This window comes from Coprococcus phoceensis (assembly GCF_900104635.1).
GTDB lineage: Bacteria > Bacillota > Clostridia > Lachnospirales > Lachnospiraceae > Faecalimonas > Faecalimonas phoceensis.
Genome location: NZ_FNWC01000006.1, coordinates 382,983 through 398,129, shown reverse-complemented (window position 1 = coordinate 398,129; position 15,147 = coordinate 382,983). Strand labels below are relative to the sequence as shown.

14 protein-coding genes are annotated in these 15,147 nt (G+C 40.4%); 2 read left to right on the top strand and 12 right to left on the bottom strand.

Features of this window, described 5'->3' with window-relative positions; all coding sequences use genetic code 11:
• Positions 1 to 6 precede the first annotated feature (6 nt).
• A complete protein-coding gene (locus BQ5364_RS02790; protein WP_071143599.1) occupies positions 7 to 198 on the bottom strand; it encodes a helix-turn-helix domain-containing protein in 192 nt (63 codons plus the stop codon).
• Between the two features lie 204 nt (positions 199 to 402).
• On the opposite strand from BQ5364_RS02790, the gene BQ5364_RS02785 reads away from it, so the two are divergent.
• The gene (locus BQ5364_RS02785; protein WP_071143598.1) at positions 403 to 936 is read left to right on the top strand and encodes a helix-turn-helix domain-containing protein; all 534 of its coding nucleotides are present in this window, start codon (positions 403 to 405) and stop codon (positions 934 to 936) included.
• A gap of 267 nt (positions 937 to 1,203) precedes the next feature.
• On the opposite strand, the gene tuf is transcribed toward BQ5364_RS02785, so the two are convergent.
• The 8 genes from tuf to BQ5364_RS02745 form a co-directional block, all read right to left on the bottom strand.
• Complete coding sequence (tuf, locus tag BQ5364_RS02780) at positions 1,204 to 2,397, bottom strand: elongation factor Tu (protein WP_004611878.1); 1,194 nt, start codon at positions 2,395 to 2,397, stop codon at positions 1,204 to 1,206.
• Between the two features lie 143 nt (positions 2,398 to 2,540).
• Entirely contained in the window at positions 2,541 to 4,658 is a 2,118-nt protein-coding gene (fusA, locus tag BQ5364_RS02775) for an elongation factor G (protein ID WP_083382645.1), read from the bottom strand.
• Between the two features lie 44 nt (positions 4,659 to 4,702).
• Positions 4,703 to 5,173: a 30S ribosomal protein S7 gene (rpsG, locus tag BQ5364_RS02770; RefSeq protein ID WP_004611876.1), complete on the bottom strand. Its 471-nt coding sequence runs from the start codon at positions 5,171 to 5,173 to the stop codon at positions 4,703 to 4,705.
• Between the two features lie 214 nt (positions 5,174 to 5,387).
• Positions 5,388 to 5,810: a 30S ribosomal protein S12 gene (gene rpsL / locus BQ5364_RS02765; RefSeq protein WP_004611875.1), complete on the bottom strand. Its 423-nt coding sequence runs from the start codon at positions 5,808 to 5,810 to the stop codon at positions 5,388 to 5,390.
• A 188-nt stretch (positions 5,811 to 5,998) separates the two neighbouring features.
• Complete coding sequence (locus tag BQ5364_RS02760) at positions 5,999 to 6,745, bottom strand: response regulator transcription factor (RefSeq protein ID WP_071143596.1); 747 nt, start codon at positions 6,743 to 6,745, stop codon at positions 5,999 to 6,001.
• A gap of 98 nt (positions 6,746 to 6,843) precedes the next feature.
• The gene (locus tag BQ5364_RS02755) at positions 6,844 to 8,682 is read right to left on the bottom strand and encodes a sensor histidine kinase (RefSeq protein ID WP_071143595.1); all 1,839 of its coding nucleotides are present in this window, start codon (positions 8,680 to 8,682) and stop codon (positions 6,844 to 6,846) included.
• A gap of 29 nt (positions 8,683 to 8,711) precedes the next feature.
• Positions 8,712 to 9,623 carry an AEC family transporter gene (locus BQ5364_RS02750; RefSeq protein ID WP_004611872.1) on the bottom strand — a complete coding sequence of 304 codons (912 nt, stop codon included), beginning with the start codon at positions 9,621 to 9,623 and terminating at the stop codon, positions 8,712 to 8,714.
• A gap of 3 nt (positions 9,624 to 9,626) precedes the next feature.
• The gene (locus BQ5364_RS02745) at positions 9,627 to 10,196 is read right to left on the bottom strand and encodes an HD domain-containing protein (RefSeq protein WP_004611871.1); all 570 of its coding nucleotides are present in this window, start codon (positions 10,194 to 10,196) and stop codon (positions 9,627 to 9,629) included.
• A gap of 202 nt (positions 10,197 to 10,398) precedes the next feature.
• Here BQ5364_RS02745 and BQ5364_RS02740 point away from each other — a divergent pair, with 202 nt between their 5' ends.
• Positions 10,399 to 10,899, top strand: a complete 501-nt coding sequence (locus BQ5364_RS02740) for a sporulation initiation factor Spo0A C-terminal domain-containing protein (protein WP_004611870.1) — start codon at positions 10,399 to 10,401, stop codon at positions 10,897 to 10,899.
• A 69-nt stretch (positions 10,900 to 10,968) separates the two neighbouring features.
• Here the strand turns inward: BQ5364_RS02740 and BQ5364_RS02735 are convergent, their stop codons facing one another.
• The 3 genes from BQ5364_RS02735 to BQ5364_RS02725 are packed head-to-tail and all read right to left on the bottom strand — an operon-like array spanning position 10,969 to position 15,096.
• Entirely contained in the window at positions 10,969 to 12,399 is a 1,431-nt protein-coding gene (locus BQ5364_RS02735; protein ID WP_022249831.1) for an aminoacyl-histidine dipeptidase, read from the bottom strand.
• A gap of 9 nt (positions 12,400 to 12,408) precedes the next feature.
• A complete protein-coding gene (locus tag BQ5364_RS02730) occupies positions 12,409 to 13,485 on the bottom strand; it encodes a M24 family metallopeptidase (RefSeq protein ID WP_022249832.1) in 1,077 nt (358 codons plus the stop codon).
• A gap of 51 nt (positions 13,486 to 13,536) precedes the next feature.
• A complete protein-coding gene (locus tag BQ5364_RS02725) occupies positions 13,537 to 15,096 on the bottom strand; it encodes a GGDEF and EAL domain-containing protein (protein WP_004611866.1) in 1,560 nt (519 codons plus the stop codon).
• Between the last annotated feature and the right edge of the window lie 51 nt (positions 15,097 to 15,147).

Below are 15,147 nucleotides of genomic sequence, written 5' to 3'. Positions count from 1 at the left end.
CCTCCTTCACATTGCTCTCTGCGAGCATCCATAAAATTTTGTTTCCCAATAGGGACGTGGAATCTTTCCACGAACTGCTATATATCCTTCCTTTGCCAGTTCATTATTGAGCTGTTTTAAAATGGAATATGCCTTACTGCGTTTCACGCCTAATTCTTCCATGACATCATCAACAGTCATCATATAATTAGTTCTCATATCGTCCTCCTTTCCAGTCACTTTTGTGACTCTTTTAATGTTTTCTATCATAATTCACTTTTGTGACTTCGTCAATAACCTTTTGCGAATTTTATTTTTATATTCCAAAGTGTTTCACGATCCACTCTGAAAAAACAACCTCTTTCACATCATTCACTTTTGTGCTAGAATAGAAGCACAAATATAATTAAGGAGGCAGCCATAATGGTAGGTAAAAAAATCCGGGCATACCGGGAATTCAGAGGATACAGTCAGATACAGTTAGCCGAGCTGTCCGGCATTAACGTAGGTACAATCAGAAAATATGAACTTGGAATCCGGAATCCAAAACCGGATCAGTTAGAAAAGATAGCAACTGCACTGGGATTAAATGTAAGTGTTTTTCTGGATTTTAATATTGAAACAGTCGGAGATGTACTCTCTCTGTTGTTTTCTATTGATGATTCAGTGAACCTCTCACTTGCTGAAACACCTGATCAGAAGGTTGCGCTGACATTCGATAATCCTACAATGCAGGACTTTTTCAGGAAATGGTGTCAATTTAAAAATATCTATGAAAAGGAAAAAGCTGAAATACTAGCTATCGAAAATGAAGATAAAAGACAGGAAGAACTGGATAAACTGAACGCTACCCAGGAAGAATGGAAACTACGTGCCATGGGAACTACGATAGGTTGTCATACCATCGTTAAGAAGGGCACTGAAGGTAATGACATTAAGACGTATGATCTGACTTAATCCACAGTCACATCTCTGATTTGTGGATAAATCCACTTTATCTGTTATCATATTTGCGAAAATTATATATTTTGTTATCATTCTGTTATCACAAACGGTTGTCAGGACACTCTCCCGGCAACCGTTTTTCTATACTGTTCGTTATTCTTTTCCGCTCTTTTTATATATTTCCAAGCAACAGAAAAACCCGTAGAACCGAAGTTCTACGGGTATCTTACGTTTGGACACAACGTTATCTTGCGATAACAAATCTATATTCAGATTGTATTACTCAATGATTGTAGCAACTCTTCCTGAACCTACTGTACGTCCACCTTCACGGATAGCGAAACGTAAACCTTGTTCCATAGCTACTGGGTGAATTAATTCGATTGACATTTCTACGTTGTCACCAGGCATGCACATTTCTGTACCTTCTGGTAAGTTACAAACACCTGTTACGTCAGTTGTTCTGAAGTAGAACTGTGGTCTGTAGTTGTTGAAGAATGGTGTATGACGTCCACCTTCATCTTTTGTCAATACGTAAACCTGAGCTGTGAATTTGTGGTGGCAAGTTACACTACCTGGTTTAACAAGACACTGTCCTCTTTCGATTTCAGTTCTCTGAACACCACGAAGTAATGCACCGATGTTATCACCAGCTTGAGCTTCGTCAAGAAGTTTACGGAACATCTCGATACCTGTGATAACAACTTTACGAGATTCTTCTTTGATACCAACGATTTCAACTTCGTCAGATACGTGAAGTGTACCACGTTCTACTCTACCTGTAGCAACTGTACCACGTCCTGTGATAGAGAATACGTCTTCTACTGGCATCAAGAATGGCTGATCTGTTGCTCTCTGTGGATCTGGAATGTAGCTATCTACTGCATCCATAAGTTCCATAATTTTGTCTCCCCATTCTCCGTTTGGATCTTCAAGAGCTTTAAGAGCTGATCCCTGGATGATTGGAGTATCATCTCCTGGGAATTCGTATTCATCTAATAATTCACGAATTTCCATTTCTACTAATTCTAATAATTCTTCATCGTCAACCATGTCACATTTGTTCATGAATACTACGATGTAAGGTACACCTACCTGACGAGAAAGTAAGATGTGCTCTCTTGTCTGAGCCATAACACCATCAGTAGCAGCTACAACAAGGATAGCACCATCCATCTGAGCAGCACCTGTGATCATGTTTTTAACGTAATCGGCATGTCCTGGGCAGTCAACGTGAGCGTAGTGACGTTTTTCTGTTTCGTACTCAACGTGAGCTGTAGAAATTGTGATACCACGTTCTCTTTCTTCTGGAGCTTTGTCGATGTTTTCGAAATCTACAGCAGCGTTACCAGCAACTCTTGCTGCAAGAGTTTTTGTGATAGCAGCTGTTAAAGTTGTTTTACCATGGTCAACGTGTCCGATTGTACCAATGTTAGCATGTGGTTTTGTTCTTTCAAATTTAGCTTTAGCCATTTTGAATAATCCTCCTTAATTATATGCCCCTTATAAAGGGGCTTTTTTCATATTTTTGATTTACTCGGTTATCTCTGATTATATTTCAAATCATATAGATTTTCAAGTCTTTTTAAGATTTTCGTCCCGAAAATTAGTAAGAATTATGCATTTTTATTAGATAATACTTTTTCCTGAACGTTCTTCGGTACTGGTTCATATTTCTCAAAGAACATAGAGTAGTTACCACGTCCCTGAGTTCTTGAACGTAAGTCTGTAGAGTATCCAAACATTTCTGACAATGGAACGTAAGCTCTTACGATCTTACCGCCGCCTAAGTCATCCATACCTTCGATACGTCCACGACGTGCATTGATGTCACCGATAACATCACCCATATATTCTTCCGGCATTGTTACTTCAACTTTCATAATTGGCTCAAGAAGTACCGGAGCCGCCTTTGCCATAGCATCTTTGAATGCTAAAGATCCGGCAATATGGAATGCCATTTCACTTGAATCGACTTCATGGTAAGAACCATCGTATACAGTAGCTTTAATACCAACTACCGGGAATCCACCAAGTGTACCAGATTTCATAGCTTCTTCAATACCTTCTCCTACTTTTGGAATGTATTCTTTTGGAATCGCTCCACCTACTACTGTAGATTCAAAGAAGAATGTCTGCTCGCCATTGACATCTGTTGGCTCAAATTTAACTTTACAGTGTCCGTACTGTCCACGTCCACCTGACTGTTTTGCATATTTGCTGTCTACATCAACTGCTTTTGTGAATGATTCTTTGTAAGCAACCTGCGGTGCACCTACGTTTGCCTCTACTTTGAATTCACGAAGAAGTCTGTCTACGATGATTTCAAGGTGAAGCTCACCCATACCAGCGATGATTGTCTGACCTGTTTCCTGATCTGTATGAGCACGGAATGTCGGGTCTTCTTCTGCAAGTTTTGCTAAGGATTCACCAAGTTTACCTTGAGAAGCTTTTGTTTTTGGTTCAATAGCTAACTCGATAACCGGCTCTGGGAATTCCATAGATTCAAGAACTACCGGATGCTGTTCGTCACAGATTGTATCTCCAGTTGTAGAGAATTTGAATCCGATCGCAGCTGCGATATCTCCTGAATATACTTTGTCAAGCTCTTCTCTCTTGTTTGCATGCATCTGAAGGATACGTCCAACACGTTCTTTCTTTCCTTTTGTTGCATTCAATACATAAGAACCTGAGTTCATTGTTCCAGAGTAAACTCTGAAGTATGCTAACTTACCTACGAATGGGTCAGTCATAATCTTAAATACTAATGCTGAGAAAGGACCTTCATCAGAAGATTCTCTTACAACATCGTTTCCGTCTTCATCAACACCCTGGATTGCAGGAATGTCAAGTGGTGAAGGCATGAATTCGATAACTGCATCAAGAAGTTTCTGAACACCTTTGTTTCTGTAAGCTGTACCACAGCATACCGGAACAGCTGCACAAGTACATGTTCCCTTTCTTAATGCTGCTTTCAATTCTTCTACAGATGGTTCTTCTCCTTCTAAATATGCCATCATTAAATCGTCGTCTAATTCGCAGATTTTTTCTACTAATTCTGTACGATATAACTCAGCATCATCTTTCATATCTTCCGGAATATCAACGATAGAAATGTCATCACCTTTATCATCATTATAGATATAAGCTTTCATTTCAAATAAATCGATAATTCCTTTGAAGTCATCTTCTTTTCCGATTGGCAACTGAATGCAGATTGCATTTTTACCTAATCTTGTCTTAATCTGTTCAACTGCTGCGTAGAAGTTGGCACCTAAAATGTCCATCTTATTGATGAATGCCATTCTTGGTACGTTGTATGTGTCAGCCTGACGCCATACGTTTTCTGACTGTGGTTCAACTCCACCTTTTGCACAGAATACACCTACTGCACCATCAAGTACACGGAGTGAACGCTCAACTTCTACAGTAAAGTCAACGTGTCCCGGAGTATCAATGATGTTGATACGGTGCTCTAAAGCGCCAGCTTTAGGTTTGCAGTTTTCCTGCAATGTCCAGTGACATGTTGTAGCTGCTGAAGTGATTGTGATACCTCTTTCCTGCTCCTGAGCCATCCAGTCCATAGTAGCAGTACCTTCGTGAGTATCACCAATTTTATGGTTAACACCAGTATAGTATAAGATACGCTCTGTTGTTGTTGTTTTACCAGCATCAATATGAGCCATAATACCGATGTTTCTTGTTCTCTCTAATGGATATTCTCTTCCAGCCAAGATTTTTTCCTCCTATTATTTGAATCAATTTCAGCAAGCTGAAATTAGAAACGGTAATGAGCAAATGCTTTGTTTGCTTCTGCCATTTTGTGCATGTCTTCTTTCTTCTTTACAGATGCGCCTGTGTTGTTAGCTGCATCAAGAATTTCGTTTGCCAGTCTTTCTTCCATTGTTTTTTCTCCTCTTTTACGAGAATACAATGTAATCCAACGAAGTGCTAAAGCCTGTCTTCTGTCAGCTCTTACTTCGATCGGCACCTGGTATGTTGCACCACCGATACGTCTTGCTTTTACTTCAAGTACCGGCATAATGTTGTTCATTGCTTCTTCAAATACTTCGATAGCTGGTTTGTCAGCTTTCTCAGCAACTCTTTCAAATGCTCCGTATACAATCTTCTGTGCTACACCTTTTTTACCATCTAACATAATGTTATTGATAAGTTTTGTAACCACTTTGTTGTTGTATAATGGATCCGCTAATACGTCTCTTTTTTGAGTATGTCCTTTACGTGGCACGGTTCTTCCCTCCTTAATTATGGTTTCGAAATTTTCATTTCTAATAAAATTAATTCATCGGTACTCACATTTTCTGAAATATGAATGTGTTCGCGCGGGACTTACTATCTATCGATATAACCCGCAACCTACAGGAATCATAGTTCTGTTTGTGATACGATTGTTACATAAAATGTAGTTCGCACTACACTCGCGCTATGCACTTGCTAATATTCTATTTCTTAGCGTCTTTTGGTCTCTTAGCTCCGTATTTAGAACGAGCCTGACGTCTTTTTGCAACACCTGCTGTATCAAGTGTTCCACGAACGATATGGTATCTTGTACCTGGTAAGTCTTTAACACGACCTCCACGGATAAGAACAACACTATGTTCCTGAAGATTATGTCCCTCTCCTGGGATATAGCTTGTTACTTCGATACCGTTAGAAAGACGAACTCTGGCAATCTTTCTAAGAGCTGAGTTAGGTTTTTTAGGTGTAGCTGTCTTAACTGCTGTACAAACACCTCTTTTTTGTGGTGCTGAAGCATCAGTAGCTTTCTTTCTTAAAGAGTTGTACCCTTTCTGAAGAGCTGGTGCTGTTGATTTCTTTACAGAAGTCTGACGTCCCTTTCTTACTAACTGGTTAAATGTTGGCATTCCTTTCACCTCCTATGAATACTGTTGGTTGCTGTTTTAACTTATTCTAAGTTATACGTGCACAAAAAACAATGCGTTTCGATGCACACTTAGACAGTGTAGTATGATTCTTTCCAAAAGTCAAGTATCCAAATCAAAAAAATAAGAAATAATCCCAAAAAACTGAATTATTTCTTACTCTGTTTCACTTAACTCATCATATTTCTATATTCATTCGCCGACATTCCGACAATTTTCTTAAACACTCTGGAAAAATGTGCCATGTCCAAAAATCCTACCTGCTCTGCAATATCACCAATCCGAAGAGACTGTTCTTTCAGCAGCTCCTGCGCTTTTGCAATCCTCGTTCTGTTCAAAAGCTCAGAAAAACTGTGACCGGTATGCTTATTCAACAATTTACTCAGATGCCACTGACTGACATAAGTCTGCTCTGCTACTTCCAAAAGCGTCAATCTCTCTGTGTAGTGATTTTCTATATATCTCATTGCATTTTTCACAATAAAACTATTTGCCATATCACATTTTTCTTTTGGGCCCTCCGCCTTAGAAATTGCTGCTTTCTTTCCGAGTCCTTGAACCATAGCCTCCACCGCTTCTTCAATCTCTTTCATGCTGGAGGGTTTCAAAAGAAATCTTCGCACGCCTAGCCGAACTGCTTCCTGCGCATACTCAAAATCGCGATATCCTGTCAAAATACTGATCTCCATATCCGGAAACTCTGATTTTAATCCCGCTATCATCTTCAACCCGTCAACTCCTGGCATGGCAATATCAGAAAAAACAAGGTCCGGATGATACTGTTCGATAATCTTGCGTCCTTCTTCCCCATCGCTTGCCGTTGCAACGATTTTGCAGTTCCACTGCTCCCACGGGAGTGTCTTTGTCAATCCTTCTACGATAATCAATTCGTCATCAACAATTACTACTTTGTTCACTTCTCACACCCTCTGCCTTACATCAACAAACCATCTCTTATTATACACGTCCCAAAAAACTTGTCAAAACCTTTTCTGCCCCTTTCAGGGAATCCCGTTTAAAAACGCCCCGTCTCTTCCAGACGTTTTCTTACATTCTCCCGGCTGTCACGCTCCATCTCCACTTTCTTTTCACGTACCGGAATCACAATCGTTGACACAATATATTCCCCCTCTTGTTCAATACAAAGTCCATACTCTTCTCCATAGATCAATTTCACCCGCTCGTTAATATTCCGAATCGCAAGCGAGACATGATGCCCCATCTCCTTGGCAATCTCCTCCGGTCTTTGATTCAGCAATGTTTCAATTCGTTCTTTCGCCTCTTTTGTGAGCGGTTTTCCACTATTCATCACCTGAAGATAAACGTTTTCCACGTCGCTGTGTATTTTTATCTTAATTATCCCCTGCTTAATTCGTTCAATACCGTGAACGACCGCATTTTCTATCATCGGCTGGAGCACAAGCTGAGGAACTTTGATTGAAAGCAGTTTCTGATCAATCTCCTTCTCCACGGTAAGTCTCTTTCCAAAACGCTTTGATATAATATGAAAATACGCATCCGCACACCGGAGTTCCTGAGAAAGAGTTGTAAGACGCTTTGATTCCCGATTCATATTATAATCAAGTACAACTCCTAAAGATTCAATCATACTCGACACCTCCAGATTGCCTGACATTCTTGCCTGCCAGTTCATCATTTCCAGCGTATTATTTAAAAAATGGGGATTGATCTGCGCCTGAAGCGCCATGATTTTTGCATCTTTCCTTGCCATTTTTTCATCATAAGCATAATCAAACAAATACTTTACCTGTTTTGACATCTTATTAAATGCTTCCCGCAAATACTCAAATTCTATATTCGGCATCTTTTCATCCTGCACAATTGTCCCGATTGCCCCTCGTTCAATCGCTTTTGACGCATCGATCATCTTTGTGATTGGCTTGGAAATATGAATCTTCAAAAAGTAAAACACATATACAAACAGAGGGATCATAAGCAGGATAATAAAGAGAATCACTTTGTAAAACTCGTACACTTCAATATACAACTGTCTATTTGAAGACAGATAGATGATTTCTAAATTATAATACTCCTGACGATTGCTTCGCATATATCCGCTGTACTCCAGATTATGTATACTAATCTGCTTATACGATTCCCTTCGTCCAAACTGCTGTAAAAGCTCCTTCTCCATTTTCTTCTGCCATTCCTCTTTAATTTCGCCCTGTATCATCACACGATTCTCTACTTGGTTCAGATAAATCGCCGTCTCCTCTGCTATTTTGGGCTGAATATCATGAAACAGTCTGGATACATTCAGTTCAATTGCCAATGTTCCAAATATCCCCTGCGCAGAATCCGCATACAGATTCTGCACGATAAAAATACGCCCGTTTATCACGAGCATCTGCACATCCAACCTCTCCTGCTTTCTAATTTCTCGAATTGGCTCATGTATATTCTTCATGCGGTCAGGAACTGTACCTTCCTCTCTTACACTATAGCAAAAAGGAAATTCTTTTCCCTTCTCGTAAAACAAAAATGTGTCATAGCTTTGTTCTAGATAAAACATACGTTCCAGCCGTTTTTTCACCCTCTCACGAAACAGCTCCTCTGACTGCTTCCCAATTTGATATTCCCTCCATGCATTTTCATATTCTTCATCGTATGCTGCTTTGCAGATTTCAATCGCATGATTCAATCTTCCGGAAATCAGCGATGAGACATACTCCATCTCATTCTCCACCATAGACTCCGTTTTTTCCATAATTCCCCGCCTGTAAGAACTTGCCACAAACAGGACAATAAAAATAACCGGCACGATCCCGCACAGCAAAATGATCCCCATAAGCCGGTTATTCAAAGACTTCCCCCACTCTTTTATTTTCTTCAACACCCACACTCCTCTATTTCTATTTTTAGCTACATTCCCAATGCCACACACCAAATTGGGAGCGTGATAAGCGATACTATCGTCGTGACAAATATCATTCCCGTAGCATATGTCTCGTCCCCGTCGTATTTCGCTGAAAGCAGCGCCGTTGTGATCGGAGCCGGCATTCCTGCAATGATGACAGCAATCCCGCGAAGCAGCGGATCAATGTCCAAAAACATCGTCAGTAAAAAGACAACTCCAGGGATCACAATCAGACGGACACCTGTATAAAACAACATAGTCCGGTCAATGAGTCCTCTCGGGTTCATCTCCGCCAACATCATCCCTACAAGCATCATGCTAAGCGGTGTATTGCAGCTGCTTAACCCCGAAATAGTTTTCATCAGAAACTCCGGCAATACAACTCCTGTTCCCATTAGTATTGCGCCGACATAAACTGCGATAATACACGGATGCGTCAGCACCTTTTTCAAAATATTTTCTCTCTTCCCTTTTAAAAATACCGATATTCCAACACTCCACATCACAATCCGCACCGGGATCATAAAAATGGAAGCGTAAAACAATCCGCTCGTCCCGTACACTCCCTCAATAATCGGATTCCCCAAAAATCCACCATTGGAGACAATCGTCCCATATCGCAGCGTCTTCTTCCTGTCCTGTGGCGCTTTTTTAAACAACACCGAACTCAGAAAAACACTGACTGCATTGTATCCGACTGACAATAGCAAAATCACACTGCACGAAATAAGCATTTCCCATTTCCAATCGACAAAAAAGGAATTCAAAATATTGAATGGGAGTGTCACATAGAGACACAGATCCACCATATTTTTCCTTCCTTCTGTCTCGACAATATTTTGTTTTCGTATCAAAAAGCCGATTAAAACAAGCAGAAACATCATCATCTGCATGTTGAGCATATTCTTTAATATCATCTGTTACAGTCCCAGTATATCTGAAATTTTGCCCATCTCTTCCAATGCAATATCAATCAAGTCATCCAGGCTTAACTTAGTAAATTCGATGGATTCCATGTAATCACGGTTCGCACCTGCCGCAAATCTCATCTCATTGAAACGTTTCATAACGGATTTATGTTTTACGCTTGCAATCTTCTTATCCGGATAAATCTGTGCAACTGCCTTTACAAATCCGCTCATCGGATCCGCCGCCAGCACTGCGTACTGAAGATTTGTCTTTGCTTTCACACCACATTTTGGATTGTGTGCACAGATTGCGTCATGCAGCACCTTATCGTCCACTCCTTCTTTTTTCAGGATTTCGACAGAAGTAGACCCGTGTACTTCTGGGTGGTTCTTCCAGTCACAATGTTCTTCATCCAGATCATGCAGTAATCCTACGATTCCCCAAAATTCCTCTTCTTCCGGGGCGAGTCTCTTTGCAATTCCTTTCATAATCGCTTCAACCGCATAAGAATGTTGAATGTAAGCCTCTCCTTTCATATATTTCATTAAAATATCATGTGCTTGTTCTCTTGAAATACTCATTTCTTCAAAACTCCTTTTCCAAAACTCTTTCTCTCTATTCTAATACAAATCTCACTTTCTGTAAATAGTCTTGTTTTTTTTGCTATATTCCTAAGAATTGGCAAATAATGCCAAGAAATACAATTGTATTTTGTCAGAATTAGGAGGATAATAGAAATAGTTTGAAAACACACAAATATCTTACAGAATTAGGAGAATTATTATGCATTACACAGAACCTTACAAACTTCAATTGAATCTAGAGATCTCCAGTTCAAACATGTTGGAAATTCTAAAACAATTGGCACGTCTTTCAAAAGACAGCAACATCAATACGTCTTTCACACTTCCCGAAGCCATACCTGATATTTCCGGCGAGCCTTTGGAAACTCGTATCGTATCTCTCATACATGAGATTGGTATTCCCTCTCACATCATGGGGTATCAGTATCTGAAAGATGCCGTACAGATTACGATGCACGACAGAGATACACTCAATGCGATCACAAAAGTATTATATCCGGAAGTTGCCATAAAAAACAAAACAACTTCAAGCCGAGTGGAGCGTGCCATACGCCATGCAATTGAAATTGCATTTACCAGAGGAAACTCAGAATTTATCACCTCCTTATTTGGTTACAGTATCAATCCTGCTACCGGAAAGCCTACAAATTCCGAATTCATTGCTGTCATTTCTGATTATCTTCGTATGAAACATCATTAATCTCCCAGACAAAAGAAAAAAATCATCGGTCTTTAAAAAGATTCCGATGATTTTTTCTAATGATTGTTTTTAATATGCCTCTACAATCTCTTTTAATAATTTCCATACATTGTCGATTGACTGCTTGGACACACGCTCTTTTACCGTATGTACATCCATCATATCCGGTCCCATGGAGATAATATCCACGTTTTCCATCTTGCCATCCCAGAATCCACATTCCAGTCCTGCATGAATCGCCTCGATCACTGCCTTCTTTCCAAATAACGCTTCATATTTTTCAATCGCAAGATCACGAAGCGGAGATTCTTTCTTAAACTCCCAGCCCGGATAGTCGCTTGAGGAGATGCTCTTTCCGCCAAGTACATCTGCAACTGCTTCGATCTGGCTCTTCACAATGGATTTCTGTGATTCTACCGAACTTCTCACAAGACTTCCGATCACAAGCTTTCCATCCTCTTCTTCCATCACACCTAAGTTTGTAGATGTCTGAACAAGACCTTTCACACCCATTGACCAGCTTATGATACCATTTGGCAAAAGCAGTAACGCATTCTTCACATTCGAAGCTGTCTTTTCTGTGTAAACCGTACAGCTGTCCACTTCCGGCTTGACCTCAACGAGAACCTCTACTTCATCTGAGAACTGCAGCTCATTCTGGAATACAGCCTCACATGCTTTCAGACATTCTGTGAATCGCTCTACATCTTCAGGTCTCACAAAACATTCCATCTTTGCCGAATGACAAATAACGTTCATCTTGCCTTTCGCCTCCACTGCTCCGATCTCAAAACCAAAATCGTTCAGCGCATAGAGAATTCGTCCTAAAAGCTTGATTGCATTTCCTCTCTCCAAATGGATATCCGCACCGGAATGTCCACCCTGCAATTTGCCAAATGACACTTCCACCGGCACATATGTTCCATGTTTTTCTTCTCTTTCTATCGGAAGCTCAAATGTATTGCGCACTCCACCGGCACATCCGACACAAAAGATTCCCTCTTCTTCCGAATCCAGATTGATCAGCGCCTTTCCTTCCAGCACACTCATATCCAAATTCTCTGCACCTTTCATGCCGACTTCTTCATCCACTGTAAAAATAAATTCTAACGGTGGGTTTTTGATATCTTTGCTGTCTAAAAGCATTAACGCATAGCAGACTGCAATTCCGTTATCTGCCCCAAGCGTCGTATCTTTTGCATAGAGGAACTCCCCATTATCCAGAACCTCGATTCCGTCCTCATAACGATGATCAGAGTCTTCTGTCTTGACATAGACCATGTCAATATGTCCTTGGAAAATAATTGGTCTTCTATGCTCTTCCCCCGGAAACGCCGGTTTCTTAATAATGACATTGTTGTATTCATCCTGAATCACTTCAAGATTACGTTCTTTTGCAAACGCCACCAAATAATCACTGATTGCCTGCTCATCTCCGGAAGTTCTTGGTATTTTTGAAATTTGTTTAAAATAAGAGATAATCTTTTCTAAATCTGTCATCTTTACTCCTTAAACCGGTACAACTGTTAATTCTTTGCTTAAATTGTTCAGTACTTCACATCCGTCTTCTGTAATCAGTACCAAATCTTCAATACGAACACCTGCTACACCCGGAACGTAGATACCTGGTTCTACTGAGAAACACATACCTGGTTTCAATACGTTTTCATTGATTCCGGAAACATCACCGTATTCATGAACTTCCATACCAATGTTATGGCCTGTTCTGTGTGTAAAATATTCTCCGTATCCCATCTCTGTAATATAATCACGCGCTGCATTGTCAACATCACAATATCTTGCTCCCGGTTTTGCCGCTGCAATTCCGCGTCTGTTTGCCTCTAAAACGATCTCATAGATCTTTCTCGCTTCGTCAGATACCTCTCCGATGAACACTGTTCTTGTCATATCTGCACAGTATCCGTCTTTGATACATCCGATATCAAGTACTACCGCATCTCCGACTTTTCCTGTAGAATTGTCTGACTCATGATGTGGATCAGCTGCATTATCGCCATATGCGATAATTGGCTCAAATGAGTGTCCTTCTGCTCCGAGTTCCAAATAGATCTCTAAAAGTTTATCTCCCATCTCAAGTTCTGTATAACCTTTTGACACAAGTGGAATCAGTTTTTCACACCCAAGATCATTCAATCTGGAAGCCTGTCTCATCAAGTCCTGTTCTTCTGCACTCTTGATCTGACGGATATTATCAACGATAAATGAAGCATTGATATATTCTGTTCCCACGCCAAGCTCCATCAGGCGAAGTAAAAATTTTGCAGGCCAGATCTTATCAACTCCGATCTTTGTGCCTTTTCTCATGTAACTTGCTAATTTTGCTACACAGTCCTCTGTATCGTCAAAGTAAATAACTTCTACTCCCATCTCAGGTTGTGGGAATAACTTTCCGATAACAAATTTGTGATTCCCTTCCACATCCAGATACAATACCTGCATTCTTTCCATACAGTTTACATAGCGTCCTGTCAGATAATTGATAGATGCCGGGTCTGAAATGAGCAGCTGCTCAATTCCTGTTTCTTTCATTGATTCTAATACTCTGTTTAATTTGTTTTGATCCATGGTTATACACCTCGTCTTCATTTTTTTAGTCAAATTCATTATAAACTTCCTCTATTTAAAAGTCAATCTGGCATCGGTTGCTTTTCCAAACAAATCGCCCTGCATATAATCAAAAATCATATCTTCTACGAGCTTTAATTCTTCCATCTCCGCCACTCCTTCGAGGCAGACCTCTATCTCCATGTCATGACATATTTTTACTATAAACCGGATGAAATCCAAATCAAAACTGCTTTTGACAACACGGCGCACGATTGTTCTGTCCACCTTCACGATATCTACCAGATCGTTTTTCAGCAGACCGATCGATGCGTAATCTGCGCCAAAATCATCCAGCATGATCTTCATACCGCTTTCTTTGATAGCTCTGAAAGCCTGTTCATAAATCTTCATATCGCTGATAAAATAACTGTCCACCACTTCGATTACAATCTTTTCCGGCAGAACCTGTGAGCTTTTTACAATCATTATAATTTCCTGAATATAATTCCAGTCCGAAAGCTGCGCATAAGACACGTTCAAATTTAGAGACAGATTCCAGCCCTCCGACAGCCACTTTTTCAGTGCCATGCATCCAGTCTGGAACATCCATCGTCCGACTGGATTCAATAACCTGTTCTTTTCTAAAAACTTACTCAGCTCATCATACTCCAAATTTGCAATGTGAGGATTGTCCCATTGCAAAAGCGCCTCAACAGCTATCACTTCCTTCGTCTCACCTTCCACAATCGGTTGATATTTTAAAGAAAATGCTCGAAAATTGTCCGAGATGTCTTCCTTTAACAGTCGGATGATATCCAGTTCTCTGGATCTATATGCCAACATTTCCTGGGAAAACAGTTCCAGACAGTCTCTTCCGTTCTCCTTTGCATATTGCAGCGCATAATCCGTATACTCATACAGATCAACAAAGGAACCTGCATCTTTCGGATATTCTGCATAGCCTGCCGACACTGTCATCAAAAGTCTTCTCTTTCCATTCCCCCGGTAACACTGGCAGCGCGAGCGTATTGCATCATACAATTTTTTCACAATTTCTTCATTCGGATATTTCACAAGAATTCCAAAATGATCCCCTTCCAGCCTGTAGACACGAATCCCCTCCGGAACCAGCTCTAAAATTAATTTTGCCACTGTCTTTAACACCTTATCCCCTGTCTGCCTTCCGTATCCCTCATTGATATTACGAAATCGGTCAATCCCCACGACAAACATTCCAATCTCACCAAATGCATTCTCTTCCAGCATTTTCGCAAAATCCTCTGAGAAAACTTCACTCGTGTAAAGCGAAGTCAGCGCATCGATTCTCGGCTTTCTGTCAAGTTTACTGAGCACTCCGGCAAACACTGCCGGCTGATCCTTCTCATCCCGCATGAGATATCCCCGACATTTCACCCAGTGATACTCACCATCCCTTGCACGAATCCGAAATTCCACAAGGTGATTATCTTTTCCTTCTTTCCCAATCTCCATATTCGACAGATAAAACGTTTCCCAGTCATCAGGATGTACTACCTCTTTCCAATAAGGTAGAGGATTTTTTATCACTTCCCTCGGAAACTGAAATTCTTTCACCATTCCCGAAGGATAACGATATACTCCGTTCTTCATATTACATATATATATATATTCATCTGTACTCCGAATCAAAGCGTCATATAA